This window comes from Kribbella sp. DT2 (assembly GCF_049844575.1).
Classification (GTDB): domain Bacteria; phylum Actinomycetota; class Actinomycetes; order Propionibacteriales; family Kribbellaceae; genus Kribbella.
The window spans coordinates 150867-175247 of the sequence record NZ_JBNCLH010000001.1; the positions used below are offsets into that span (position 1 = coordinate 150867).

Below are 24381 nucleotides of genomic sequence, written 5' to 3' on the forward strand. Positions count from 1 at the left end.
CCGATCGGAGGGGTCAGGATCATCCCCAGGTCCCCGTTGCCAGACACGCACTAGTGCGCCGGCGCGAAGTCGATGAACCCGACCACCGAGCTGATCCGCCCGTCCGCGGCGACGGTGACGATGTCGGTGCCTCCGGCAACGGCCGGCTGGCCCTCGGGGGCGAGCTCCCAGGTCCAGCGGATCCGGTCGTGGTGCGCGTCGGGGGTCCCGGTCGCGGTGAACCGCAGGCCGGGGAACATGCCCTGCGCGGTACCGATCATCGTGCTCAGCTCGTCGTACCCGGTCGCCTCGAAGCTTGGGTCGACGAAGGTGCCGTCCGGCGCCCAGGTCTTCTCGAGCGCGGCGGCCCGCTGCTCGACGTCGGTTTCGTTCCAGATGGCGAAGTACTGCTCGGCCAGGATCATCGTGTCCTCCTCAGGATCGGTTGGCACCACCCTGCCGCCGGGGCCCGCGATCCGGCCATGACGTCGGAGGTCATGCCGGTGATCACCTGGCCGGTTACCGTCGGGGCATGACGATGATCGCCGAGGAGACCTTCCAGCGGCCCGTGGGCGAGCTGTTGCGCGGTTGGCGCGAGCGACGACGGCTCAGTCAGCTCGACCTGGCCAACCAGGTCGAGGTGTCGACCCGCCACGTCAGCTTCGTCGAGAACGGTCGGTCCAAGCCGAGCCGCGAGATGGTGCTACGGCTGGCCGAGCACCTCGAAGTACCGCTGCGGGACCGCAACCAACTGCTGCTCGCCGGCGGCTACGCCCCGATCTACAGCGAGGCGTCGCTGCACTCCCCGGCGATGCTGGCGGTCCGCGAGACACTGCGTCGGCTACTCAAGGCGCACGAACCGTTCCCGGCGTTGGTCGTCGACCGCTGGTGGAACATCGTCGAGACCAACGCCGCCGCCAGGCTCTTCACCGAGGACGTCGCGCCCGAGTTGCTCGCGGCGCCGATCAACGCACTCCGCCTCACGCTGCACCCCGACGGTCTCGGCGGCCGGATCACCAACCTGGCCGAGATCCGCGCGAGCACGCTGAGCACGTTGCACCGCCAGATCACGAGCACCGCCGATCCCGACCTCCAGGACCTGTACGACGAACTGCGCGCGTACGGTGTCCCCGGCGGCGACCGGGTCGCGACCACGCCGGCGCCGGAGGTCGTCGTACCGCTGAAGCTGCGGCGCGGAGACCGGGAGCTGTCGCTGCTGACCACGATCGCGACGTTCGGGACGCCGCTCGACGTGACGGTGTCGGAGCTGATGATCGAGCAGTTCTTCCCCGCGGACGACGCGACGGCCGAGTACCTCAAGGAGCTGTTCTGAATGCTGCCCGACGAACGTCTCGGCGACCCGGTCGAGCTCCCGCTGGCCTGGCTCGACTTCTACCGCGAGACCGTACGGCGCAAGCTCGACGGGCTGTCCGAGGAGGAGCTCCGGGCGAGCCGGCTGCCGTCGGGGTGGTCGCCGCTGGAGCTGCTGAAGCATCTGGTGTTCATGGAACGGCGGTGGCTTCGCTGGGGGTTCACGGCGGAGCAGGTCGATCAGCCGTGGGGTGACAGCGACGCCGACGAGCGCTGGCGGCTGGAGGACGGCGACACGCTCGACGCTTTGCTGGTCGCGCTACGGGAAGGCGGGGAGCGGACCCGGGAGATCGTCGCCGGTGTCGTCAAGGCCGAGGCGGCGGCTGTTCAGGGCGTCGGTGTCGTCGGCGTCGGCGCGCTCGGGATGCGGTCCAAGGAGGGCGGGCGGTTCGGCGCCGAGGACGTGAAGCCGACGCTGGGGTGGATCTTGTTCCACGTGCTGCAGGAGTACGCGCGGCACACGGGCCAGCTGGACGTCGTACGGGAGCTGGCGGACGGAACCACCGGCGAGTAGGACCCCCGAGGCCCCACCCGCCGGTGGGGCCGCAGTTGATCTCGGTGTTCATCAACTGCGGCCGTTGGATCACGCGTTCTCGGCGCGTGAAAGCTGTGCTTTTGGCGTCGACTTCGTCGCCGCGGGTTTTGGGGCTCTGTCGCCCGGTCTTCCCTCGTCGGTCGGTCGCTGCGCTCCCTTCCTCCTCAGTCCAGACCGGGCGGCCCCAAAACCTTTCGCGCTGATGCGATTTTCTGTGCCCCACCGGCGACCGGCCCGTTCCGCCCGCGGGCCGGCCGACGGTGTCATCGGTGTGAAGGGGAGGGACGACTACCGATGAGTCGGCAGCCCGGTGGGAATCCCGGTGGGCCGCTCGGTGGGCAGGGGAGGAAGGCTCGGCAGCGACGGCTTGGCCGTCGGCAGCGGGAGGGAAGGCCGGCCCGGCAGGGACGGCTTCCCGGTCGGGACGGAGACCGTCGGCAGTGAGGGCTTGCCGGGCAGCGACGGCTTCGGGAGCGACGGCTTGCCCGGTACGGACGGCAGCGTCGTCGGGACGTTCACCGGCGGCGCGGTCGGCACGTGGTCGGTCACGCACGACGGCAGGGCGGGCTTGCCCGGGAGCGACGGCTTCGCGGTCGGCAACGTCGGCTTGCCAGGCAGGGAAGGCTTACCGGTCGGCACCGGGACCGAGGGCAGCGACGGCTTGCCGCTCGGCAGCTTGGTCGGCACCGTCGGCAGGCTGGGCTTGCCCGGCAGGTTCGGCAGCTTCCCAGGCAGCGACGGCTTGCCCGTGGGCAGCGTGGTCGGGAGGCCCGGCTTGCCCGGGAGGGACGGCTTCGTGGTCGGCAGCGACGACTTCCCCGGGAGGGAAGGCTTACCGGTCGGCACCGGGACCGACGGCAGCGCGGGCTTGCCCGGCAGGGAGGGCTTGGCGGTCGGCAGCGACGGCTTGCCCTTGGGCAGCTCGCCTTCCACCCTCGCCTCGACCGACGCCTCGATCTTGACCTTGCTCGGCACCTTCGGCAGGCAGGTCGGGTCGACCGACGGCAGCGTGGACGGCGTACCGGCCGGGAGCTCGACCGGGACCGGCGGCTTGTCGCCACCGGCGAGCAGGTTGCGGACGTCGGACGGTCCACCGATCGCGGCGGACACCGTCGCGACGCTGCCGGCGAGAGCGGTCACGCCCGCCGCGGCCAGTCCGCGGCGGAGCCAGGCCAGGCGCCGGCCCCGGCGCATCAGGTCGGCCGGGTCGGGCTGCCACGGCTCCAGGTCGTACTCGAGCGCGCTGCGCACCCGCTGCTCGTCGCTCATCTTGTTCCTCCAACTACTCCGGATTCGATCAGGTCGGGTGCCAGACGCAGCTTGGCCAGGGCCCGGGAGGCCGTGCTCTTCACGGTCCCGGGGGCCATGCCGAGAAGCTCGGCGGTCTCCGCCTCGGAGAGGTCCTGCGAGTACCGCAGGGCGACCACGGTCCGCTCACGCACTGTCAGCCCACCGAGAGCTGACAGCACGGCTTCACGGGTCTGCACCTCACCGGCGAAGTCCGCCACCGACCGGTCGTCCCAGTCGTTGTCCACCGGGTCGCTGGGCACTTCGTTGGACCAGCGCCGGCGAGCCTGCGAGAGGAACCGGTTGACCAGCACGCGGCGGACGTAGCGAAGCCGATCGCCGTCCAGCCGGTGCCACTTCGGGTAGGACCGCATCAGCGCCTGCTGGACCAGGTCCTCCGCGGTGTGCCGATCGCCGCAGAGCATCTCGGCGAAACGCAGCAACGGCGTCGACTGCGCCCGCACGAACCGCTCGAAATCGGCGTCCGCGGCCCGGGTCATCGATTCTCCTTCGCCTCTGTCACACCGGTCCAAACCCGTTGAGTCACCGGTGAGGTTCTGTCCGTACCCGAAATACTTCGAAGAAGTTTTTTCACGCGCTATGCAAGGGCCGTGTTTGTTTGTCACGATCGGTGCGCCGGGTGTCGCACCCGGTGACAGCGTCCTCACCGCCCCGGAGGTACCGCCATGCGTATCACCCGCAGGTCCGCGGCCGCACTCTGCGTCGCCGCCGCCCTGGCCGCAGCACCCCTCGCAGCCGCCGTCCTGCCCAGTACGGCGGCCGGCACCGACCCGATCGGGGTCGCCACCCGGCCGGCCGAAGGCTCCACCAACGTCACGGTCGACGGCAGCCGGATCATTCTCGGCGACGCGCCCGTCCGGATGGGCTCGGCCGAGATCAAGCAGCGGTCCGGGATCGGCAACCTCGACCCGGTCCGCTTCCCCGCCGCCACGTCGGCGGTCGTCGTCGACTACACCACCGGTACGCCGGACGGCTCGACCGCGGAGGTCGACGTACGGGCTCTCGTGCGGGACAGGTGGTCCGAGTGGACGCCGGCCAAGGCCGGTACGCCGACCGCGCTGCCCGGCGCGAGCGACCAGGTCCAGCTCCGCATCATCGTCGCCGCCCCGGCGACCGGCGCCAAGCCGTGGGTCGGCGACGTCCGCGTCCAGCCCACCGACAAGGTCGCTACCGGCCTGAAGGTCCAGGCCGCGCCACTGAAGTCGCGGGTCTACGCCACCCGCGAAGGCCTGGTCGGCGGTACGACGGCCAACGGGCACGTGATCGTCAGCCGGGACCACTTCGTCGCCCTGCCGTCACGGCGCGGACTGGCGAACAACGGCTCGGGCAACTACTCGGTCAAGGTCTGTACGACGACCGGCACGCTCCGCTGCGCGTTCGAACCGGTCTGGGACGTCGGCCCGTGGAACACCAAGGACGACTACTGGAACCCGAGCGCCACCCGCGAGATGTGGAAGGACCTGCCGCAGGGCAAGCCCGAGTCGCAGGCGGCGTACCAGGACGGCTACAACGGCGGGAAGGACGGCTTCGGCCGCACGGTCGCCAACCCGGCCGGGATCGACCTCGCCGACGGCACGTTCTGGGACGCGCTCAAGCTGACCAACAACGCCTGGGTCGACACGACCTACCTGTGGACCGGTGACGGCGGCCGCGGCACGGTCTCGATCACGTCCGGCTACCTGAACGTCCGCAGTACGGCGAGCTCGACCGGTGCCGTGGTCGGAATGGCCGGCAAGTCCGCCCAGGTCACCGTCGAGTGCCAGGTCACCGGCCAGAGCGTGACCGGCTCCCAGGGCACCTCGAACATCTGGCTGCGCGTGCACGCCGGAATGTACGTGGCCAAGGCCTGGATCAACGCCGGTTCCTTCGGCGCCTGCTAGGGAGACACCCCCTGACGACCGCGTCCGGAGAGCCTCGGGCGGGACTCTCCGGACGCGGTTCCTGCGTTGTCTACTTCGCGAGCGGGTCGCCCTTGGCGTCGCCGAACTTGGCGATCAGCCGGCCGCTCGCGTCGTACGCGAAGACGGAGGCCTGCGCGCCCTTCGCGCCGGGCTGCTGCTCGGCGGTCAGCCGCGCCGAGGACTCCACCCATCCCGGAATACCCGCCAACCGGTACACCTTCGCGTACCAGGCCTTCCGGCCCAGCGTGTAGACGACGGTGCTGACCCTGGCGCTCTTGAAGACCGAGCTGTGGACCGCTCCGGAGCTCTGGATGCCGGGCGATGTGCCGTCACCGATGTTCGCGTTGCCGACCGTACGGCGCCAGCCGAACGGCTCGTACGCCGGCTCGCCCGGCACCCGGCTGATCACGGCCCACCGCGTCCCGCGGGTGGTGAAGAACAGGTGGTCGCCCAGCGCCACCTCCCGGCCCGACGCGAGCGTACCGACCGACGGCCGGGAGTTCTGGAACACGAACTTGGTTGCCTTGGGCACCGGCTTCGCGGCCGGCCGGGCGGCCGGGACGGCCGCGGCGGGTGCCGGAGCCGCCGGGGCGGGTGCCGGAGCCGCCGGGGCGCCGGCGGCTGGCCCCGGAGTGCCCGCGACCGCGGTGTCGTTGGTGCCGGTGAGTGCCGCCGTACCGGCGATCACGCCCGCGGCCGCGACGGCCGCGACGCCGCTGGTGATCAGTCGCATCCGCATGCTGCTTGTCCGCACTGGTTCCTCCATAAGGAATCTGGTGATGTTGTCTCGGGCTGAAGGACGCGACGCGACGCGAAAGCGTTCTTCACCGCACCAGAGGTTGTGCCGCACCGCCTGGGAACTGGCCGACGAGCGTCCCGTCGGCGGCGTACGCGAACACCGAGACCTGACCACCGGACCCGGTCGCTTCCGACCGGTCGGCCCAGACCGCCACCCACCCGGGAATGCCGGCCAGCCGGTTGACCGTGCCGTACCAAGCATCGCGACCTTGCGTGTAGACGACCGTGCTCACCCGGCTGCTGCGGAACACCGAGCTGCTCACACCTTCCGCGCTCTGGATGCCCAGCGACGAGCCGTCTCCGATGTTGGAGTTGCCGACCGTCTTGCGCCACCCGAACGGCTCGTACACCGGTTCGCCCGGGACGCGGCTGATCACCGCCCACTGGGTGCCCCTCGTGACAAAGGACAGGCGATCGGTCATCCGTACCTCGCCCTTCGCCGGCACCGTGCCGATCGACGGTTCGGCGTTGTGGAACGTGTACCGCGCGGACGGGGTGAGCACGGGGGCCGGAGCACTCGCGACCGGCGGTGGGACGAACTGTGTCTCCCGCGTCCCGTTGCCACCGAGTACGACGCCTGCCCCGGCCGCCAGGACGACCGCGACCGACGCGACGGCTCCGACGCCGACCGCACGCGCCCGACGACGCCGCCGCCGGGCACCCGAGATCACCTTCACCGGATCGAGCGGATCCATCGACCCTTCGGATCGCAGCAGCGTGATCAGCTCGTCGTCGTTCATCTTCGTTCTCCTACGTAGCTGTCGTGTAGGTGCGGGGTGGCGCGCAGCTTCTGCAGGGCGCGGCTGTTCGCGCTCTTCACCGTGCCGACCGCGACGCCGAGGGTCGCGGCCGTCTGGACCTCGGTCAGGTCCTCGACGTACCGCAGCACCACAACGGCGCGCTCCCGCGCGGTCAAGGTCGCCAGCGCGGCCGTGAGCGCCATCCGGCGGTCCACGTCCGTGGCCGGATCGGCGACCGTGCGCCCGAGCCGGTGCTCGAGGTGCTGGTCCAGCTCGGCCGCGTGACCGCTCGGCCGCTCCCGCCAGAGCCGGCGCCGGGCCCACGAGATGTGCTGGTTGACCACCGCCTGGCGCACGTAGCCGAACGGGTCACCGAGCTCGATCCGGTCCCAGCGCAGGTACGCCTTCTCCAGCGCGGTCTGCACCAGGTCCTCCGCGAGCACGGGGTCGCCGCAGAGCATCCGCGCGATGTGCACCAGCCGCGCGGATCTGGCCAGCACGAAGGCTGTGAAGTCCTCGTCCCGCCCGTCGGTCCGCCCCATACAGTCTCCTGTCCTTCCACCGCTCAAGACGCCGCAGCCCCCGAAAAGGTTCTGCCACCCCGCAACCCTTCCTCCGCTCCCCTCGCCTCCGCCCCGCAAACTCCCTCCACCCCTCGTCCCTCGGTCCCTCGCCCCCAGTGACCCGAGTCCGCTGACGCCTACTTTCACCACTGACGTCTTGTACGGCGCCAGTCGCCGAAGACGGAGGCAGTCGTCGAAGACGGAGGCACTGAAACGCGCGGAGGCGCCTAGCGTCCGAAGAAGCGGCACGTGTCCGAAGGAAGGTGGCCTATAGCGCACGGTTCTTCGGACGCTAGCCGGTTCTTCGGACGCTACGGGCAGATGCAGGCCGGCGCGGGGCCGCTCAGCGTGGCTGCGGCGCCGGCTGGGGCAGGGTCAGGCGGGCCAGCTCGGCCGGGGCGCAGTCGGCGGCGGCCCGGACGCGGTCGCGGCCGGCGGCCTTGGCGGCGTACATCGCGCGGTCGGCGCGGAACAGCAGCTCGTCGACGGTCTGGCCGTCGGACGGGTAGACCGCGATGCCGATCGAGACGGTCAGGCGGAACGTGTTGGGGTCCAGCTCGGGGTCGTCCAGCACGCCGGCGCACATCGCGGCCAGCGGGCTGGCCGCGACCGCCGCGCGCAACCGGTCGGCGGTCACGGTTGCGTCGGCCAGGTCGGTGCCGGGCAGCGCGATCACGAACTCCTCGCCGCCGAACCGCCCGATCACGTCCTTCACCCGGATCGCGCTGCGCAGGATCGTCGCGACCGCGCGCAGCGCCTCGTCGCCGACCAGGTGCCCGTGCCGGTCGTTCACCTGCTTGAAGTGGTCGATGTCGATCAGCAGCACCGCCATCGGCTCGCGCTGGGTCCGCGAGATGCGCAGCATGTCCTCGGTCCGGCGGCGCCACCAGTCGACCCGGCCGAGGCTGGTCTTCGGGTCGGTCTGCGCCTCGGTCTCCAGCTGCGTGAACAGCAGCGCCCGCTGGGCGGTCAGCGAGATCGGGATCGCCAGGAACGCGAACCACGGGCTGATCAGCGCCGCCGCCGCGAGCAGGCACCCGAGCGTCGCCGCGGTCGCGTCCACGCACAGGGAGTCCTTGTCGCCGATCGCTTCCTGCCGGCTGCTGCCCGGCACGATCAGCACGATCGCCAGGCCGCACAGCACGGTGTCGGTCGCGACGTATGCGAAGGACGCGAGCGTCATCGCGACGACCAGGCCGAGCGACGAGTCGCCGACCAGGTCGCGGGCCCCGGCGAAGACCGTGTGGGCCGCGCCGACGCCGAGCACGCAGACCGCCGTACTGAAGGTCCACCGGTACGGGATGCACTTGCCGGCCCGGATCCGCCACCAGATCCGCAGCAGCACGGCGACCAGGATCGCCAGCGCCGGGTGCAGCACCAAGGCGGCCGCGATCATCCAGGCCGGCGCGAGGTCCTTGTGCAGCGCGCCGCCGGACTTGCGCCGGTTCTCGACCCGGCGGGCGCCCTCGACCGAGATCAGCGCCGACACCGTCAGCGCGAAGACCAGCTCGAGTCCCTGCCACGACGGCAGCTCGGTGAACGAGCGCACGCCGTACCCGACGGCGAGCAGGACGACGAGCACGACCAGACCGAACGCCGGGACCGTCAGGGTCCAGAGCGTCCAGTTCCGTACCGCTCGCCTACTCTGCGCAACCATCCCTCTCACAGTACGACGTGTGACGGGTCCGTCCCAGTCCGCTACGGCGTGCTGCGCGTAAGGATTTGATCAACTATCGGAAGACCTTTCCAGCTGCGTCGAAAGGCCGTTCGCTCAGCGTTTGCGGCGGGCCGCACCGAACAGCCCGCGGACGATCTCCCGCCCGGCGGTGCGGGCGAACTGCTTGAACGCCGACGACCCGACGACCTGCTCGACCATCGACTTCTCCTGCTTCTGCGCCCGCGGCTTCGGCTGCTCGGGAGCCGGCTGGGCCTGCGCCTCGGCCTCGGCCTGCGCTGCGCCGGCCTGCACCCGCGCGGCGAGCTTCTCGTACGCCGACTCGCGGTCCACCACCTCGGTGTACTTGGCGTTGTTCGGCGACGCCGCGACGGCCGCGGTCAACTGCTCGGCGGAGGCCGGCGCCATCAGCGACTGCGGCGCCCGCAGCCGGGTCCAGGCGACCGGCGTCGGCGCGCCCTTCTCGTTCATCACCGTCACGACCGCCTCGCCGATCCCGAGCTGCGTCAGCACCTCGGCCAGGTCGTACGACGAGTTCGGGAACGTCGACACGGTCGCCTTCAGCGCCTTCGCGTCGTTCGGGGTGTGCGCCCGCAACTGGTGCTGCACCCGCGAACCGAGCTGCGCCAGCACGTCGTCCGGCACGTCCTTCGGGGTCTGGGTGACGAAGAAGACGCCGACCCCCTTCGAGCGGATCAGCCGCACGGTCTGCGCGATCGAGTCCAGGAACGCCTTCGACGCGTCGTTGAACAGCAGGTGCGCCTCGTCGAAGAAGAACACCAGCTTCGGCTTGTCCACGTCGCCGACCTCGGGCAGGTCGTGGAACAGGTCGGCCAGCAGCCACATCAGGAACGTGGAGAACAGCGCCGGCCGGTCCTGCAGGTTCGGCAGCTCGAGCAGCGACACGACGCCCTTGCCGTCGCGCTGCTGCAGCAGGTCGGCGGTGTCGAACTCCGGCTCGCCGAAGAACGCCTCGGCCCCCTGGTCGGCGAACCCGATCAGCGAGCGCAGGATGACGCCCGCGGTCGCCGCGGACAGCCCGCCGAGCTCCTTCAGGTCGCCCTTGCCCTCGTCGCTGGTCAGGTGCGTGATGACCGCGCGCAGGTCCTTCAGGTCCAGCAGGGTCAGGCCCTGCTTGTCGGCGTAGTGGAAGATCAGGCCGAGCGAGGACTCCTGGACGGCGTTCAGCCCGAGCACCTTCGACAGCAGCACCGGCCCGAACGACGTGATGGTGGCCCGGATCGGTACGCCGCTGCCCTGGCCGCCGAGCGCGTAGAACTCGGTCGGGAACCCGGCGCCGACCCACTCCTGGCCGATCGCCTTGGTCCGGGCCAGCAGCTTCTCGTTGCCCTCACCGGGCTGCGAGACGCCGGACAGGTCGCCCTTGATGTCGGCGGCGAACACCGCGACACCGGCGGCGGACAACTGCTCGGCCATCAGCTGCAGGGTCTTGGTCTTGCCGGTACCGGTCGCGCCGGCCACCAGGCCGTGCCGGTTCACCATCGACAGCGGGATGCGGACCGCGGCCTCCGGGTTCGGCGTACCGTCGACCAGCAGCGACCCGAGCTCGAGCGCGGGCCCCTCGAACGCGTACCCCTGTTTGACGGTCTCCACGACGTCCGGTGTCTCGGCCATCTCAACGCTGCCTTTCGCGCGACGGAACTACCCCTGCGCTCGGCATGCTAGTGCGGCCGGGCGACGTGGTGGGGTCAGCCGCGCGCGACGAACGGCTCGAGCAGGCCCGGAACCGCTTCCCGGGCGAAGTCGAGGCCCTCGTCGGCGTCGGCGTCCCGGGCGGAGTACGCGCCGCCGCCGGCCGCCGTGATCGCGCTGTACGTCGCCAGCCCGACCCGGCGCTGGAAGATCGACTGCCGGACCCGCCAGCCGAGGATCCCGTCCCGCTGCAGCGCGGCCGTCGAGCGCCGTACGGAACCGGACCGGGTGACCAGGTACTTGCCGGTGATCCCGTGGCCGAGCGCCTGGTAGTTGTCGCGAGCGAGCAGTACGGCGATCGGCAGCAGGACGACGGCCAGCAGACCGCCGAGCTGCAGCAGTACGTCGGTGAACAAGAGCCCGAGGACCACGAGCACCGCGACCGGCACCAGGGCCGCCGCGACCGCGATCCGGATCCGTCGACCGAGGGCGGCGCGTGGATGTGGTGTCAGGCGTGCAGCGGCGGTCGGAGCGACGTCCTCCCGCAGTACGGCGGCCGCGATCCGGTCCGCGAGGTCCTTCGGTGCCGCGGGCAACAAGGTCTTGTGGTCGGTCTTCTCGTCCTCCTGCTGCTGCACGAGCCCGGTCGCGATCGCGTCCACCCGCGCCGCGCCGGCCAGGCGGGCGCCGAGCGGCTCGACCACGTCGACGCCGCGCAACCGGCGCTCCTCGATCGAGATGGACCGGGAGGTGAGCAGCCCACGCCGTACGCGGAGGATGCCGGGCTCGCGGTCGAGGCGGAAGTTCCACCACATCTCGACGAACAGCCCGAGCGAGCCGATCACGCCGACGACGAGCAGGATCGCCGCGAGGACGAGCAGCACGAGCAGCAGCGTGATGCCCTGGAAGAGATCCTGGACCCAGTCGATCAGCTCTTCCTGCAGCGAGAACCACTGCGCCAGCTGCATCAGCGCGCCACCGGCCGCGATGCCCAGGGTCGGCGCGAGGAACGAGATCGGGGCGTAGCGGATCCAGGCCGGGTCGAGCACGGCCAGCGTCCCGTCCGTCGCGTGCTGCTCGCCCTTCAGCAGCTCCAGCCGCAGCCGCTCCCCCTCGGCCCGCGTCACCGGACTGAGCGAGAGGGTGCTCTCGCTCGAGCTCTCCCCGGTCCCGATCTTCACCGCCACCAGTCCGAACACCCGCAGCAGCGGGTTGGCGGTCAGATCCACGCTCCGGATCCGTTCCCGTGCCAGGGACCGCCGCCGGAGAAAGACCAGTCCTGTGTGCAACTCGGCCTGCGTCGGGCTGATCCGGTACTGCGTACGACGCCAACGGACGTACTCAAGCCCAGCACCCCCGAGGATCAGCAGCACAGCAGCCGGGACCACCCAGGCGAGAGCCACCCCAAGCGACGTACCGGAAGCCACGCCCGCGCCCGTTGGCACACCAGCACTGACCGCGACCCCCGCCGCAAGCAGCGCTCCCACTGCTACCGCCCGGACATCAAGCCGAAGCCACTCCGCCGGCGTAGCCGGTTGGGGCCCGGGCGCTGCCTCCACTTCCCCCGTCATGTGGCATCACCTGGGGTGGCCTGCGTCGTCCGGGTCAGCTGCTCGGCAAGCTCCTCCGCGGTCTCCCGAGCCAGCCCTCTGATCTTCAGGGCCCCTCGCGCGGACGCCGTCGTGACGATCAACGTCGCCAACCCGAACTGTTGCTCGACCGGTCCCCTCAGCGTGTCGACGGTCTGGATCCGTGACATCGGCGCGATCCGCCACTCCTGCCAGAAGTAGCCCGCCCGGACGTACACCGCGTCCTCGGTGACCTCCCAGCGGTGCACCCGGTACCACCACAGCGGCAGCACGGTGACGAACGGCAGCCCCGCGACGGCGACCACGGCAGCCGGCAGGAACATCCAGAACCGGGCCGGCGGGATCAGCAGGCCGAGCAGGACCAGAACGAGGACGGGAGGCGCGAAGACCAGCGCCGAGTCGACCCGCCAGACGCCGAGGACCCGGCGGTCGAGGGTGTTGTTCGGTGGCCGCAGCCGCACGGTGCCCGGCATGAGATCCCCAGTTCGCCGACATCAGGTCGGATCGAGCCTAGGAGCCGGGCACCGCCGTTCGCGTCAGCCGGAAGTCGGACACCGGGTGTCCGTTGGTCAGCGGACCACAACGACCTTGGTCGAGGTGGTGGTGAAGGCCCAGATCGCGTCCGACATCGACTTCTGCACCCGGATGCAGCCGTGCGAGGCCTTCTGGTTGGTGCCGAGCTGCCAGTCGCCGTGGATCTGCGCGCCGTTGCTCTTGTACGTCGGGATCTGGTGGAACCCGATGCCGCACGGCGCGAACCGGACGAAGTTGTTCAGGTAGAGGCCGGCGCCGTCGGTGTTCTTCTTCACCCGGGCCGCCCGCCCGCACTTGGAGCCGGTCGAGTAGGTCCCGGGCTTGAGGTAGCTCGGGTTGTCGATGATGCCGCCCTGCCGGACGACCTTGCCCAAGCCGTCGATCAGCCAGACGTAGTTCTGGCCCTGGCTGATCACGATCCGCTTGCCGCCGCCGCTGGCCGGGACCGCCCGGACGTCGCAGCGCTTGCCCGACGCGGCCATCACCCTGCTGTACGTCGTACCGCCGAGCGAGCCGTTCTGGGTCATCTTGTTGGCCGCCTGGAACCGGATCGTGGCGGCCTGGGTCATCTGGCCGATCTTGCCGTCCACCGGACCGGCGTAGCAGCCGAGCGCGTTCAGACGGGTCTGGGCCGCCTTGTTCTGGGCCACGGTCAGCGCGTCGGCCGGTAACGTCGTACCGGCGGCCGCGACGACCACCGTGGCCGCCCCCGCGGCCAGTTTCGTCAGTACCTTCATCTCTACCCCCTGATAGGTCCCTGTGCACTGTGGACGTTTGGGAGCGGTGAAAGGTTGAGTCTTGGTATCGACCTTCCGCGGTGACATTCCCGACCTCTCCGGAGACCTCCGGCCCCGCTAGACTTCGGTGGGTGATCTTCAAGCGCGTCGGGGAGGAACGGCCCTACCCCGATCACGGGTACAAGGCCAAGGACTGGTCCGTGCTGCCCCCACGGCAGATCCGGCTTGACGAGCTGGTCACCACCAAGGGCACCCTGGACCTGAACGCGCTGCTCGACGAGGACTCCACCTTCTACGGTGACCTCTTCGCCCACGTCGTGGAGTACAAGGGTGAGCTGTTCCTCGAGGACGGTCTGCACCGGGCGCTGCGCGCGGCCCTGCAGCAGCGTCTGGTCCTGCACGCCCGGGTCCTGGTCGTGAGCTAGATGACCGCCCTGCACCCGCAGCCGAGGCCGCACGCGCGACTGCACTGGCGGACGCCGATCACCATGGTCGTGCTGCTGATGATCCTGGTCGGCGGCTGCTGGTGGGGCTGGAACTCGCTCACCGACTCCAGCGCCGAACCGAACTGCGTCGAGCAGAAGCTCGAGAACAACCGCTTGGTCCCCAAGCAGGTCGTGCTCAACATCTACAACGGCGGCGCCCGGGCCGGCAGCGCCGCGCGGCTCGGCGACGACCTGAAGAAGCGCGGCTTCAACATCGGCAAGATCGCCAACGAGCCGAACGGTGACAAGATCGACCTGGTCGAGGTCCGCGGCGCCACCACCGACGGCCCCGAGGTGAAGCTCGCCCTGGGCCAGCTCAACCAGAAGGCCGCCACCAAGGCCGACGCCCGCCCCGACCACACCGTCGACATCGTCCTCGGCATCGGCTTCACCAAGCTCAACACCAAGGGCGTCCCCAGCATCGCCGTCCCCGCCGACACCGTCGTCTGCCTCCCGGTCGTCAAACCGACCCAGGCCATCCCCTCGGGCCAGAACCCGAACTGACCTGCCTGGACGGTCAGTTCGAGCTGTGGGGCACCGGCAAGCAGCCTCAGCCAGGCACCTGCCACTCCAAATCTTTTCTCTGCGTGTTGTGGTGCTTGTCAGTCCAGGAGTTCGACGTAGCCGTTGGTGCCGTGGACGCGGATTTGTTGGCCGTCCTGGATCAGGTGGGTGGCCTGGTCGACGCCGACGACGGCTGGTAGGCCGTACTCGCGGGCGATCACCGCGCCGTGGGTCATCAGGCCGCCGACCTCGGTCACCAGGCCCGCGATGCCGACGAACAGGGGTGACCAGCTGGGGTCGGTGAAGGCTGTGACGAGGATGTCGCCGGGTTCGAGGTCGGCCTTCGCCAGGTCGAGGATGACGCGGGCCCGGCCCTCGATGGTGCCGTTGGAGACCGCCAGACCGGTCAGAGCACCGGCCGGTACGTCGTCGCGCCGGTACGAACCGCTGACGGACTCGCCGTCCGAGGTGAGCAGGCGCGGCGGCGTGAGCCCCTCGTACGTCCGGAACGCCTCCTTGCGCTCCGCGACGAGCCGGTCGTCCACCCGCTTCGTCCGTACGACGTCCTGGAGCTCCTGGAACGTGAGGTAGTAGATGTCCTCCCGGTCGTGGAGCACCCCGGCCTCGACCAGGCGGTCGGCCTCGGCGAGCAGAGCCTGCTTGTAGACGAAGTAGCGGCAGATGATCGCGTACTTCGGGTACTCCCGGTACCCGATGAAGGTCCGGACCCGCTCGATCATCTGCTGGGTCTCGGCGGCCTTCTCCTCGCCGTCCGGCAGGCCGCGCAGGCGTTCGAGCACCTCCTGCTCCTTCAGGAGCGCCTTCTGCCGCCCTTCCTCGAAGCGACGCTCGGCCGCGCCCGGCTCGAAGAGCTTCACGTTGTCGAGGATCAGCGGCACGAGCGTGCTCGGCTCTTCGCTCCAGCGCGGCCGGGTGATGTCGATCTCGCCGACGCAGCGCATGCCGTACCGGTCGAGGTACCCCTCGATGGCATCCCGCGCTTCGATCCCGCCGGGGAGCTTCGGCAGCTCGTCCAGGAAATCGTCGTCAGCCTCCTGCAGGAACGCCACCACCTCGTCGTACGGGCGAATTGCATCCGCGACGCCGAGCAGGTCCAGGCCCATCTCCGAGCTGATGTTGCCGGGTGCGGACAGCGTCAGCGTGTCGGCCGCGTTCTTCTCGCCCAGCCATTCGGCGAGCTTGTCGTTGAGCCACCAGGTCGCCTCGTGGCTCGCCATGATCGCCTGCATGCTCAGCGGATCACCGAGGAGGCGCTTCTGCTCGGCGAAGGCCTCCAGCAGGAACTCGAACAGGGCCGGTCCGGTCTTGTCCGCGATGCCGTCGCGGAGGGCGGCCAGCGCCGTCCGGCTGCGCTCGATCAGCTCGGTGACGACGGCCGGATCGTTGTCGATCGGGTCGATCGCGCCGTGGACCGGTGGCCCGCCCGCGGCGGGGGCAGGGTCGGGAAGCGTCGGGACGAAGTCGCCGCGGTCGATCACGGTCTCCAGCGCGTCCTTGAACAGCGGATCGCCCTTCCCCATGAAATCGAGGAAGGCGGCGCGGCGGGCCGGCGAGCTCACGTGCGGGGTCGAGTCGACGAACAGCCGACCGGCGGCCTCGAACATCGGCGCCATCGCCGTCAGCTGCCACGTGGACCAGCCCAGCGGCTTCATCGCGTCGGTCATCATCTGCTGGTGGCCGACGGACAGGAAGACGTGGTTCTCCTGGTCGCCGGTCTCCGGGATCGGGAACAGCGTCGTGATCGGCCGGCTCTGCACGATCTGGAAGCCGTCGTCGACCAGGCACCACTCGATGTCCTGCGGACGGCCGAAGTGCGCCTCGATCCGCCGCCCGAGCTCCACGAGCCGGACGACCTGCGCGTCCGTGAGCGCCGGCTGCTCCTGCTGCTGTACGTCGAGCGCCACCTCCTCGGTCCCGCCCGCGGGCAGGGCCTGGACGGCGAGTTGCTTCGCGGAGACCGTCTTGGCGACGACCTCGCCGTCGCGCACGGTGAAGACGTCCGGGTTCACCAGTCCGGAGACCAGCGCCTCGCCGAGGCCGAAGCCGGCGTCGACGGTCGCGACCTTCCGGTTCCCCGTGATCGGGTCGGCCGTGAACAGGATGCCCGAGGCCTGCGAGAACACCATCTGCTGCACGACCACGGCCATCTGCACCGCCCGGTGGTCGATCCCGTTCCGCTGGCGGTAGGTCACGGCCCGCTCGGTGAACAGCGAGGCCCAGCACCGGCCGACGTGCTCGAGAACCGCCTGGGCGCCGATGACGTTCAGGTACGTGTCCTGCTGGCCGGCGAACGACGCCGTCGGTAGGTCCTCCGCCGTAGCACTCGACCGTACGGCGTACGCGACGTCCTCGACGAGCGCCCGGGTGATCTCGGCCGCGACCTCGGCCGGCAGCGTGATCCCCTCGATGAGCTCCCGAATCTCCGCGCTGACCGTACGGATCCCGTCCCGGTCGTCCGGGGCCAGCCGCGACAACGCGTCGATCCGGTCGTCGGCAACTCCCGCGACGCTGAGGCGAAAGGCCTCCGTCGTCACGCAGAACCCGGCCGGCACCCGCACTCCGTCGAGCCGCGCCAGCGCTCCCAGATTCGCGCCCTTACCTCCCACCACCGCACCCTGCGACTCGTCGACCTCGTGAAGCTCCAGCACGTACTGCCCGCTCAAAGCGATACCTCCGGGGTTGCAGATAGTGACATCGGCCGCCGATTCTCCGCCATCACCGGGGCCTTGCGGCAAGCCCGGGGGTGCGCTATAACCTGTAGATGCAGGGAGACGAGGTCTCTCTGTTTTTTGTGTCCTAAACCTGTTCGCGGCCGCGTTCGCCGAACCAGCCGGCCAGGCGTCCGGCGCGGGAGACCGCCCGCAGGCGGCGGATGGTCTTCTCGCGCAGCGGGCTCGGCGTGACCACGAGCAGCGCGTCGCCGGCGCGGAGCACGGTCCGGCGGTCGGGGACGAAGGCCTGCTTGGCGCGGATGACCAGCGAGATCGAGACCCCGGCCGGCAGGCGGAGCTCGCCGATCTCGACACCGGCGAGCTTGGACTCGCTCGGGATCTGGACCTGCAGCATGTCGGCGCCCAGCGACTCCAACGGCGCCACGTCGATGTCGACCTCGTGCGCCGCGTTGTCGTCGAGGACACCGAGGCGACGGGCGAGCCAGGGCAGCGACGGGCCCTGGAGCAGCGTGAAGAGCAGCACCAGCACGAAGACGACGTCGAAGACCCGGTCGGCCTGGGGAACGTTCTCCGCCAGCGGGATCGTCGCCAGGACGATCGGTACGGCGCCGCGCAGTCCCGCCCAGGCGATGAAAGTCTGTTCCTTCCACGGTATCCGGAACGGCGTCGCCGACAGCGCGACCGCGGCGAACCGCCCGACCACCGTCACCGCGATCCCGATCACCAGCGCGATCACCACGTCGTCCAGCCCGATCCGCCCCGGCGACGCGAGCAGCCCGAGCATCACGAACAGCCCGATCTGGGCCAGCCAGGCGATCCCGTCGACGAACGAGCGGGTCGCGATCCGGTGCGGCAGCTCGGCGCGGCCGAGGATCAGGCTCGTCACGTAGACGGCCGCGAAGCCCGACACGTGCAGCAGGACCGTGCCCCCGGCGTACGAGACGAAGGCGAGCGAGACGATCGCCAGCGGGTACAGACCGGCCGATCCCAGCGCGACCCGGCGGAGCAGGCCGACGCTCACCCAGCCGACCACGAAACCGAACAGTGCCCCGATCACCAGCTCGTACAGGACCAGCCCGGCGAAGTACGGCAGGCCGTGCTCGCCGATCGCTCCCGTGCTGACGACGGTGACGAGCAGCACGGTCGGCGCGTCGTTCAGCCCGGACTCTGCCTCGAGCGCCCCGCGCAGTCGCGGATGGATCGGCACTTTCCGCAGGACCGAGAAGACCGCCGCCGCGTCCGTCGGCGAGGTGACAGCCCCGAGCAGCACGGCGAGCTGCCAGTTCATGCCGAGCGCGAAGTGCGCGACGCACGCGACCACGCCGACCGAGACCGCGACGCCGAGCGTCGCCAGTACGACGCCGAGCGGCATCACCGGGCGGACCTCGTTCCACCGGGTGGTCAGACCACCTTCGGTGAGGATGATCACCAGCGCGGCGAACCCGAGCGCGTGCGCGAGCTGCGCGTCCTCGAACTGGATCCCGAGCGCGGACTCACCCAGCAGCAGCCCCATGCCGAGGTAGATCAGCAGCGAGGGCAGCCCGAGGCGGCCGGACAGCCGCACGGCGACGATCGCCACCAGCAGTACCGCGGCGCCGGCGAGCAGGATCCGGTCGAGTTCGTGCACGTCCACAGGCTCGGCCCCTCGGGGTCGGGGGCTGCAGCTTAATTGACCTGCGCCCACGGCAACGAATCATCTCGCCGGAAAAGAACGAGGACCCTGACGCATCACACAGCATCAGGGTCCTCGGCGTAACTCCCACCCGGAGGTGGTTGGCGGTGGCGGAGGGATTTGAACCCTCGGAAGGGGGGTACCCTTCACGCGCTTTCGAGGCGCGCTCCTTCGGCCGCTCGGACACGCCACCGCCGAGGAGGCTATCAAAATCTGTGCCCGATGAAGAAATCGCGGAGCCGGGCGCCCGCCTCGTCGGCCATCACGCCGCCGATCACCTCGGGCCGGTGGTTGAGCCGGCGGTCCCGGACGACGTCCCAGAGCGACCCGACGGCCCCCGCTTTCTCGTCGTACGCCGCGAAGACGAGCCGGTCCAGCCGGGACAGCACGATCGCTCCGGCACACATCGTGCAGGGCTCCAGCGTGACCACCAGCGTGCAGCCGGTCAGCCGCCACTCGCCGACCTCCTGGGCCGCTGACCGGATCGCCAGCACCTCGGCGTGCGCGGTCGGGTCCCCGGTCGCCTCGCGCTCGTTGTGCCCACGGCCGATCACTTCGCCGTCGGCGTTCACGACGACCGCACCAATCGGTACGTCGGCGCTGCCGCGAGCGTGCTCGGCCTCGGCCAGGGCGAGCTCCATCAGCCGGGCCCAGGCCCGGCGGGCCGGGTCAGCCAATGGCTTCGATCGCCTCGTGGAACTGGTGGGCGAAGCCGAGCGCCTCGGCGATCTCCTCGAGCATCTCCTCGGGGTACAGGTCGACGTCGTCGATCAGCGCGCCGAGATCCATCGCGCTCATCCCCAGGTCGGCGACGATCGCCAGGTCGCCGGCCGGGACCTGCTCGTCGTCGTCATCGGCCAGCGGGATGTCGAGCTCGTCGACGACCTGCTTGGCCAGCAGCCACTCGGTCGCGGCGGTGACGTCCGACATCAGCAGCCGGGCCCGGCCGCCGTCCACCCGGACCAGGACGAAGAAGTCCTCGTCGACCGAGATCATCCCGATCACTCCCGACTCGCCCGGGTAGCGCCGCAGCGCCGACACCAGCGCGGACAGGTCGGGCTCGCCGCGCAGCACCAGTGGCGTGACCGTCCAGACCCCGTCCTCGGTGTAAGCCGCGAGCGCGAAGTCGAGCTCGGTGGTCGTCATCGGCGAGGCCGTGGGATCAGACACGGGCTCATCGTCGCAGAATCAGGCGTCCGGCGGGAGGGACAGCTGATCTCGAGCCGGTATCGGTGCCCCGGCAGTTACCGTACGGCGACCCACCGCGACCGTTCAGGCCTGCACGGTGAACGGCCCGAAAACTCCGGTCGCACTGCTGGCAGCCTGCGGCAGCTTGGTGGTGTAGGCAAGCATCACCTGGAACGCTTGGCCGACGTCGTAGAAGTGTCCCCACCGGGTGTAGAAGTACCCACTTGTCACGGTGGTGGCCGAGCTGACCAGGGTCCACGAGGTCTCCCCGACCCGCCGGGCGTAGATCCCGACCACCTGGTTGCCGACCGGCCCGAGCGTCCCGTTCGCCCGCCGGTACTTCAGCGTCCCGTACGTCGACAGGTACGAGTCCCGATGGATCGGCGGCCCGGCCGTCGGCGCGACCACGGTCCCCACGAAGTACGTCGGTGCCTGCGGCAACTGTTTGACCGTGACGGTGGTCTCCCGGCTCCACGGCGAGTTGTCCAGGCCGGCGTCGGACACGGTGACCCGCAGCCGGAAGGTGCCCGCCCGGTCCGGCTTCCAGTAGCGCGCGTACGAACCGTTCGCCGCCGTGTAGCCGAACGACTGGGTCGACTGCCAGGCCGAGCCGTTCCAGAAGTCCAAGGCGGTGAACAGCTTTCCGGGGAAGGCCGTTCCGCTCACCTTCCAGTAGTTGTTCACGGTCGCCGTCGTGGCCGCCGTCAGGTAGCTCATCGACAGCAGCTTGTGAGCGACCACCGCCGGGTAGGTCGCGGCCTCGACGTAGTCACCCACCGCAGGCATGGCCGCGGTCAGCTCGGTGGCTCGCGTCAGGGCGAGCTGCACCGAGTAGCGGCCGTTCGCACCGGTCCGGGCCGTGGCCAGGACGGTCGAAGGCGGGCGCACGATCCGCACCGTCACCCCGGATGCCGGCAGCAGCACACCGGCGGAGTTGTAGCGCCGGACCAGCCCGGTAACCACCGCCTTCGCCGTACCGCTGGTACGGGCCGGCTGGTCGAGCGTGAGCGTGGCGCCGCGCTGCACCTGGAACGGCACAGCCGCGACGAGCTCGTTGGCGCCGTGCGTCACCTTGGTCATCACCCAGCGGCCGGCCCCGGTCCCGAGCGGCACGGTGAGGTATCCGGCCAGGGTGTAGATCGTCGGCCAGTCGTTGTGGACCTTCTCGGTCAACGGCACCACCACCCGCTGCGACCCGTCCGGCCGCTCCACCGTGATGGTCGTCCCGTCGCAGTCGGAGTCGGGGCCGACCTGGATCTCGACCGGTACGCGCAGGTCCGCGGTCGTGAGCACGGCCTCCACCGGGTCCCCGCCGTACGACTGCATCGGCGGTACCGCCAGGCACGGGTCCTCGGGCGCCGCCACGGCGTACGACGTACCGGCGACGGCGACCAAGGCCGTTGCGATGAGCAACGAGTACCGACGGGTGCTGCTCATCAGACGACTTTCAGCGTCAGTTCGCGCGACGGTGAGTTGTCGAGCCGGTCGCCCCACACGTGCACCCGCAGCCGGTACACGCCGGGCTTCGTGGGCTTCCAGTAGCGCGAGTACACGCCGTTGGCCGGGATCGGCCCGTACGACGGGGTGGTGACCCAGGCCGCGCCGTTGAACACCTGCAGGTCAGCACTCAACCGGCCCGGGTACGCCGACCCGGAGACCTTCCACCAGGCGTTCGCCTTCACGGTCGGCAGCGCGCTCAGGTAGCTCATCGCGATCAGCTTGTGCGCGTTCACGTAGTCCGTGAACTGCGCGACGTAGTTGCCGCTCGCCGGGGTGTACGCCCGCAGGAACGTGTTCTGGGTGAACGCGACGGTCGTCCGGAAGCGCCCGGTCGCGTCGGTCTTCGCGGTGGCGATCACCTTGTCCCCGGTCAGGTGCCGCAGCTGCACGGTCGCGTTCACGGCCGGAACGAGCGCGCCGCGGTCGCCGTACCGGCGCAGCTGGCCGGACAGCGTCGTACGGGCCGTGCCGCTGGTGCGGGCAGGCTGGTCGAGGGTGAGCACGCTGCCGCGGTAGACGTGGAAACCGACGTTGGTCTCCAGCACGTTCGCGCCGTGCGTGACCTTGGTGATCACCCAGTCGCCTTCGCCCGTCCCGGCGGTCAGCGGGAGGAACCCGTACCAGGTCCAGCTCGGCGGCATGCCCCGGCCGCCCTCGTTCACCAGCGCGACCGTCTGCTGCCGGGAGCCGTCCTTCTTCCGCACGTGCGCGACCATGCCGCTGCAGTCCTGCGGGTAGAACGCGTGCATCTCGATCGGGAGCAGCCGCAGCGAGTCGAGCACGATCGTCTCGACCGGCGAGGTGTCCTGACTGATCGCGGGTGGCGCGGCGAGACAGTCGTCCGCTACCGCCGCGGCGGTGGCCTGGGGCAGCGCGACGGCGACCAGCGCCAGCGCGGTGAGAACTGCGAGACGTCGACGCATGACGCACCTTCCTGAGCAACGACCCCGATGCCCAGCTCGATGCGCGCGCGGCACCGAAAGTTGCGGCGGCTCAGTGGTGGTACGTCGCCCGGCGCATCGCGGCGCGGATCCGGCGGACGCGGGCCCGGCGCGGGGCTATCCGGTCGCGCAGCGCCTTGGCCTCCTCGAGCTCGCGCAGGAAGGCCGCGCGACGGCGGAGGCGTTCGAGCTGCTCGGGCGACTTACCGGTGTGTTCCGTCACGGGCGCACATCCGTCCGGTCGGTTGAGGTCGGGCACCCTGGGGCGGGCGGGGACAAACCAGAATCGACTGCAGGAAAATCGTAGCGGCGGCCGAGGTTGTCCGGGACGAATCGCCGACCGGGTAGCGTTCCGGCCATGCAGATCCTCGTCGTGGACCACCCGCTCGTCGCCCACAAGCTCACCACGCTGCGGGACCAGACCACGGACTCGCCGACGTTCCGGCGGCTGACCGAGGAGCTGGTCACGCTGCTCGCCTACGAGGCGACCCGCGACGTCCGGACCGGTCCGATCACCGTCCGGACGCCGGTCGCGGAGGCCGAGGGCATCAAGCTGACCTCGCCGAAGCCGCTCGTCGTACCGATCCTGCGGGCCGGGCTCGGCATGCTCGAGGGGATGTCCCGGCTGCTGCCGACGGCCGAGGTCGGCTTCCTCGGCATGATCCGCAACGAGGAGACCCTGACCGCCTCGACGTACGCCGAACGGCTGCCCGAGAACCTGCACGGCCGGCAGTGCTACGTGCTCGACCCGATGCTGGCCACCGGCGGCACGCTGGCGGCGGCGATCCAGTTCCTGGTCGACCGCGGCGCCGACCACATCACCGCGATCTGCCTGCTGGCCGCGCCCGAGGGCGTCGAGCGGATCGAGCGCGAGCTGGCCGACCTGCACGTCCCCTGCACGCTGGTGATCGCGGGCATGGACTCGCACCTGAACGAGAAGGGCTACATCGTCCCCGGCCTGGGCGACGCCGGTGACCGCTTGTACGGCGTCGCCCAGTAGACCAGCTCAGTGGTTGTTCAGACCAGGTCGTTGCGGTAGAAGAAGTTCGCGCGGCGGTCGCCGGTGACGCCGGAGGCGAAGCCGAAGTACAGCCGCGCGGTCGCGTCGGTCGAGCCGTACACGGCCATGCCCTCGGCCTCGCGGTAGGTCAGGCTCTTGCCGGCCAGCGTGAGGAACGAGTCGACGAGCTCGCCCTTGTTGATGTCGTAGCACCACAGCTTCGAGTTCGCCTTGGTCTCGTCCGGCGCACCGGGGTAGGCCTCGCCCTCCCAGAAGTACACGTACGAGCCGTACAAGGCCCAGCCCTGGAAGTCGATACCGGACGTCAGCGCCGGCTGCTTGAAGCTGGCCAGCACGGTGCTGAAGTCACCGGTCTGCGCGGCGGCCAGCGAGTAGATGTTGATGTGCATCCCGTCGGACAGCGAGTGCCGGACGCCGAGCCGGCCGAAGCGCTGGTCGACGGCGGGGGTGAAGATCGACCCGTTCGCGACCGGCTTCCACTTGGTCAGCGAGGCCGAGTCCTTGGTCAGTGTGGCGTTGTTCTGCCACGGGAAGCGGCAGATCTGGCGACCGCGGCCGTTGGCGGTGTCGACGTCGGTCTCGGTCCAGATGTACGACGTACCGCCGACCGCCTGTGCCCCGATCGAGACGCCGTGGCCGAAGCCGGTCAGGTACATGTGACCGAGCACGGTCCCGGAGAAGTTGAGCTGGCTCAGCGTCAGCGTGCCGCTGTTGGTAGCGGTCCCGGACCTCAGCTGCGCGGTGAAGATCCGGTTGTTCGGGGTGTCGAAGGCCATCGACTGCATGACCGTCGGGCCCCACAGGGGTTTGTGGCGGAAGAACTCGTTGGTCGTCGCGCTCATCAGGAACCGCTTGGAAGCGGGCAGAGCGGCGGCACGGGCAGGGCGGGCGGAGGCGGTGGGAACTCCGACGGCACCGGCAGCGAGGATCGCTCCGGCTCCGGTCAGCAGGCCACGGCGGGAGAGGTTGTCCATACCCAGTGACGGTAAGAGAT

At 70.2% G+C, this 24381-nt stretch carries 25 protein-coding genes and 1 tRNA gene; 6 read left to right on the forward strand and 20 right to left on the reverse strand.

Annotation, left to right across the window (positions count from 1 at the left end; translation table 11 throughout):
* Positions 1 to 50 precede the first annotated feature (50 nt).
* A complete protein-coding gene (locus ACLQ2O_RS00725; RefSeq protein ID WP_425826019.1) occupies positions 51 to 404 on the reverse strand; it encodes a nuclear transport factor 2 family protein in 354 nt (117 codons plus the stop codon).
* 107 nt (positions 405 to 511) lie between these two features.
* Here ACLQ2O_RS00725 and ACLQ2O_RS00730 point away from each other — a divergent pair, with 107 nt between their 5' ends.
* Both ACLQ2O_RS00730 and ACLQ2O_RS00735 read left to right on the forward strand, forming a co-directional pair.
* On the forward strand, positions 512 to 1312 hold the full coding sequence (locus ACLQ2O_RS00730; protein WP_425826021.1) for a helix-turn-helix domain-containing protein: 801 nt from the start codon (positions 512 to 514) through the stop codon (positions 1310 to 1312).
* A complete protein-coding gene (locus tag ACLQ2O_RS00735) occupies positions 1313 to 1864 on the forward strand; it encodes a DinB family protein (RefSeq protein WP_425826023.1) in 552 nt (183 codons plus the stop codon).
* 309 nt (positions 1865 to 2173) lie between these two features.
* On the opposite strand, the gene ACLQ2O_RS00740 is transcribed toward ACLQ2O_RS00735, so the two are convergent.
* Both ACLQ2O_RS00740 and ACLQ2O_RS00745 read right to left on the reverse strand, forming a co-directional pair.
* Entirely contained in the window at positions 2174 to 3154 is a 981-nt protein-coding gene (locus tag ACLQ2O_RS00740) for a hypothetical protein (protein ID WP_425826025.1), read from the reverse strand.
* Positions 3151 to 3672 (reverse strand): SigE family RNA polymerase sigma factor, encoded by a 522-nt coding sequence (locus ACLQ2O_RS00745; RefSeq protein ID WP_425826027.1) that lies wholly within the window; start codon positions 3670 to 3672, stop codon positions 3151 to 3153. The genes ACLQ2O_RS00740 and ACLQ2O_RS00745 overlap by 4 nt, the downstream gene beginning before the upstream one ends.
* 186 nt (positions 3673 to 3858) lie before the next feature.
* On the opposite strand from ACLQ2O_RS00745, the gene ACLQ2O_RS00750 reads away from it, so the two are divergent.
* Positions 3859 to 5073, forward strand: coding sequence for a hypothetical protein (locus tag ACLQ2O_RS00750; RefSeq protein ID WP_425826029.1), 1215 nt, complete (start codon positions 3859 to 3861; stop codon positions 5071 to 5073).
* Between the two features lie 70 nt (positions 5074 to 5143).
* Here the strand turns inward: ACLQ2O_RS00750 and ACLQ2O_RS00755 are convergent, their stop codons facing one another.
* The 8 genes from ACLQ2O_RS00755 to ACLQ2O_RS00790 form a co-directional block, all read right to left on the reverse strand.
* Positions 5144 to 5827, reverse strand: a complete 684-nt coding sequence (locus tag ACLQ2O_RS00755; RefSeq protein WP_425826031.1) for a hypothetical protein — start codon at positions 5825 to 5827, stop codon at positions 5144 to 5146.
* 91 nt (positions 5828 to 5918) lie between these two features.
* Positions 5919 to 6632 carry a hypothetical protein gene (locus ACLQ2O_RS00760; RefSeq protein WP_425826033.1) on the reverse strand — a complete coding sequence of 238 codons (714 nt, stop codon included), beginning with the start codon at positions 6630 to 6632 and terminating at the stop codon, positions 5919 to 5921.
* On the reverse strand, positions 6629 to 7174 hold the full coding sequence (locus tag ACLQ2O_RS00765) for a SigE family RNA polymerase sigma factor (RefSeq protein WP_425826035.1): 546 nt from the start codon (positions 7172 to 7174) through the stop codon (positions 6629 to 6631). Before ACLQ2O_RS00765 ends, ACLQ2O_RS00760 begins: the two co-directional genes overlap by 4 nt.
* 364 nt (positions 7175 to 7538) lie before the next feature.
* On the reverse strand, positions 7539 to 8852 hold the full coding sequence (locus ACLQ2O_RS00770; RefSeq protein WP_425826037.1) for a diguanylate cyclase: 1314 nt from the start codon (positions 8850 to 8852) through the stop codon (positions 7539 to 7541).
* Positions 8853 to 8966: 114 nt separating this feature from the next.
* Positions 8967 to 10505 carry a helicase HerA-like domain-containing protein gene (locus ACLQ2O_RS00775; RefSeq protein WP_425826039.1) on the reverse strand — a complete coding sequence of 513 codons (1539 nt, stop codon included), beginning with the start codon at positions 10503 to 10505 and terminating at the stop codon, positions 8967 to 8969.
* A 74-nt stretch (positions 10506 to 10579) separates the two neighbouring features.
* Positions 10580 to 11926, reverse strand: a complete 1347-nt coding sequence (locus tag ACLQ2O_RS00780; RefSeq protein WP_425826041.1) for a PH domain-containing protein — start codon at positions 11924 to 11926, stop codon at positions 10580 to 10582.
* Positions 11927 to 12090: 164 nt separating this feature from the next.
* Positions 12091 to 12585, reverse strand: a complete 495-nt coding sequence (locus ACLQ2O_RS00785; RefSeq protein ID WP_425826043.1) for a PH domain-containing protein — start codon at positions 12583 to 12585, stop codon at positions 12091 to 12093.
* A 96-nt stretch (positions 12586 to 12681) separates the two neighbouring features.
* Positions 12682 to 13383: a L,D-transpeptidase family protein gene (locus tag ACLQ2O_RS00790; RefSeq protein ID WP_425826045.1), complete on the reverse strand. Its 702-nt coding sequence runs from the start codon at positions 13381 to 13383 to the stop codon at positions 12682 to 12684.
* 131 nt (positions 13384 to 13514) lie between these two features.
* Here ACLQ2O_RS00790 and ACLQ2O_RS00795 point away from each other — a divergent pair, with 131 nt between their 5' ends.
* Both ACLQ2O_RS00795 and ACLQ2O_RS00800 read left to right on the forward strand, forming a co-directional pair.
* Positions 13515 to 13808, forward strand: coding sequence for a type II toxin-antitoxin system VapB family antitoxin (locus tag ACLQ2O_RS00795; protein WP_184801463.1), 294 nt, complete (start codon positions 13515 to 13517; stop codon positions 13806 to 13808).
* Positions 13809 to 14372, forward strand: a complete 564-nt coding sequence (locus ACLQ2O_RS00800) for a LytR C-terminal domain-containing protein (RefSeq protein WP_425826048.1) — start codon at positions 13809 to 13811, stop codon at positions 14370 to 14372.
* Positions 14373 to 14470: 98 nt separating this feature from the next.
* On the opposite strand, the gene rph is transcribed toward ACLQ2O_RS00800, so the two are convergent.
* The 8 genes from rph to ACLQ2O_RS00840 all read right to left on the reverse strand — a co-directional run bounded on the left by rph (position 14471) and on the right by ACLQ2O_RS00840 (position 22589).
* Entirely contained in the window at positions 14471 to 17056 is a 2586-nt protein-coding gene (rph, locus tag ACLQ2O_RS00805; protein WP_425826050.1) for a rifamycin-inactivating phosphotransferase, read from the reverse strand.
* A gap of 133 nt (positions 17057 to 17189) precedes the next feature.
* Positions 17190 to 18698, reverse strand: coding sequence for a potassium/proton antiporter (locus ACLQ2O_RS00810; protein WP_425826052.1), 1509 nt, complete (start codon positions 18696 to 18698; stop codon positions 17190 to 17192).
* Between the two features lie 141 nt (positions 18699 to 18839).
* Positions 18840 to 18930: transfer RNA gene (locus ACLQ2O_RS00815), tRNA-Ser, on the reverse strand.
* A 13-nt stretch (positions 18931 to 18943) separates the two neighbouring features.
* Complete coding sequence (gene tadA, locus ACLQ2O_RS00820; RefSeq protein WP_425829043.1) at positions 18944 to 19378, reverse strand: tRNA adenosine(34) deaminase TadA; 435 nt, start codon at positions 19376 to 19378, stop codon at positions 18944 to 18946.
* A gap of 28 nt (positions 19379 to 19406) precedes the next feature.
* Positions 19407 to 19907, reverse strand: coding sequence for a tRNA adenosine deaminase-associated protein (locus tag ACLQ2O_RS00825; RefSeq protein ID WP_425826054.1), 501 nt, complete (start codon positions 19905 to 19907; stop codon positions 19407 to 19409).
* Between the two features lie 102 nt (positions 19908 to 20009).
* The gene (locus ACLQ2O_RS00830) at positions 20010 to 21362 is read right to left on the reverse strand and encodes a hypothetical protein (RefSeq protein ID WP_425826056.1); all 1353 of its coding nucleotides are present in this window, start codon (positions 21360 to 21362) and stop codon (positions 20010 to 20012) included.
* Entirely contained in the window at positions 21362 to 22348 is a 987-nt protein-coding gene (locus ACLQ2O_RS00835) for a hypothetical protein (protein WP_425826058.1), read from the reverse strand. The genes ACLQ2O_RS00830 and ACLQ2O_RS00835 overlap by 1 nt, the downstream gene beginning before the upstream one ends.
* Before the next feature lie 70 nt (positions 22349 to 22418).
* On the reverse strand, positions 22419 to 22589 hold the full coding sequence (locus tag ACLQ2O_RS00840; protein WP_425826060.1) for a hypothetical protein: 171 nt from the start codon (positions 22587 to 22589) through the stop codon (positions 22419 to 22421).
* Between the two features lie 135 nt (positions 22590 to 22724).
* Between ACLQ2O_RS00840 and upp the strand changes: the two genes are divergently transcribed.
* On the forward strand, positions 22725 to 23366 hold the full coding sequence (gene upp, locus ACLQ2O_RS00845; RefSeq protein ID WP_425826062.1) for a uracil phosphoribosyltransferase: 642 nt from the start codon (positions 22725 to 22727) through the stop codon (positions 23364 to 23366).
* 17 nt (positions 23367 to 23383) lie between these two features.
* Here the strand turns inward: upp and ACLQ2O_RS00850 are convergent, their stop codons facing one another.
* On the reverse strand, positions 23384 to 24361 hold the full coding sequence (locus ACLQ2O_RS00850) for a hypothetical protein (protein ID WP_425826064.1): 978 nt from the start codon (positions 24359 to 24361) through the stop codon (positions 23384 to 23386).
* Positions 24362 to 24381 lie beyond the last annotated feature (20 nt).